Genomic DNA, 1,141 nt, shown 5'->3' on the forward strand with positions numbered 1-1,141 from the left:
TGTTTTACATCCGCATTTTATTTCACTGAGCTTTATTTTGAAAGGTGAATGGAAGATGAACAAGCGGTTCACTTCTGGTGAAAACGACGTCGCTTATGATAGCCACATGTTGTTGAGAACAACTATTTTAAAACTTAAACCTGAGGAATTGACCATGAAAAAATTATTACCTTTAATCGCACTGCCTATGTTATTTGCAGCTAATGCTAATGCCGCTTTTGTTGGCACCCAAGCGGCGCACAGCGGCGCACCGCACATCACTATCGCGCAGTTCAAAAGTGAAACAGATGTAGGAGAGAGCAGCGGGTTGTTCGATATGGTGCTTACTGGTGCTAAAGCTGACGAAAAGGAATATGTCTTAAAGGGTCACATCCAGAACCAGATTGACAGGGACAGTTACACTATCGCAGATGACAGCGGCGCTATCATTGCAGACATTAATGCCAACCTATTTAACGGTCGTGATATCACAGCGCAAGATACCGTGGTGTTATACGGAGAAGCAGATTACGAAGATGTAGGTCTGACTTTTGATGTAGACAGACTTGAGGTGGTTAAAGCTAAATAGCCACATATCATCTAGCCGCACCGGCCTGGCGCCGGTTTTCGCTGTTAGATGAACTCCAATCACTATCGACAGGTTAAGTCTGCTCTGAGCATGTTTTTACCATTACAATTTAGCAGTTGAGAAATAAACTATGGATATAATCATTTTGTTTACTGGTGCATTGCTAGATGCATTGTTTATTTCCGGACTTTTTGTTCCTGGTGAACTCTTCCTGCTTTCTGCTGGTGGAAAACTGCAGGAGGGGGTTATAGTCGCTGTGCTGGCTGTCATTTTAGGAGGCTTCCTAGGAGACCAAATTAGCTACTTGCTTGGTCGTTACCACGGCGGTAAAAGTTTGCGCTGGTTAGTAAGGCGTTTACCTAAATCTAAACGTTATGTTGCTAAGGCACGTTTTCTGTTACATAGAAAAACAGTTCCTGTGCTGATGGTTTCTCGTCTTCTAGGGCCTGTTAATGCGTTTGTACCATTTCTGGCTGGAAGCGCGAAGATTAACTGGTGTCGTTTTACTCTATTAAGCTCAGTCGGTCTATTGATCGGTATTGGCCAGTTTGTTTTTTGGGGATATTTGTTAGC

General features: G+C 43.2%; 2 protein-coding genes. Both read left to right on the forward strand.

What is annotated here, in order from left to right; genetic code table 11:
* A partial coding sequence (locus tag AC4GME_RS17350) for a YgiW/YdeI family stress tolerance OB fold protein (protein ID WP_490379890.1) occupies positions 1 to 568 on the forward strand: 568 nt, incomplete at its 5' end.
* A gap of 130 nt (positions 569 to 698) precedes the next feature.
* The coding region (locus AC4GME_RS17355) for a DedA family protein (protein WP_490379891.1) at positions 699 to 1,141 on the forward strand (443 nt) is incomplete at its 3' end.

The sequence above is a fragment of the Psychromonas sp. genome (genome assembly GCF_983033635.1).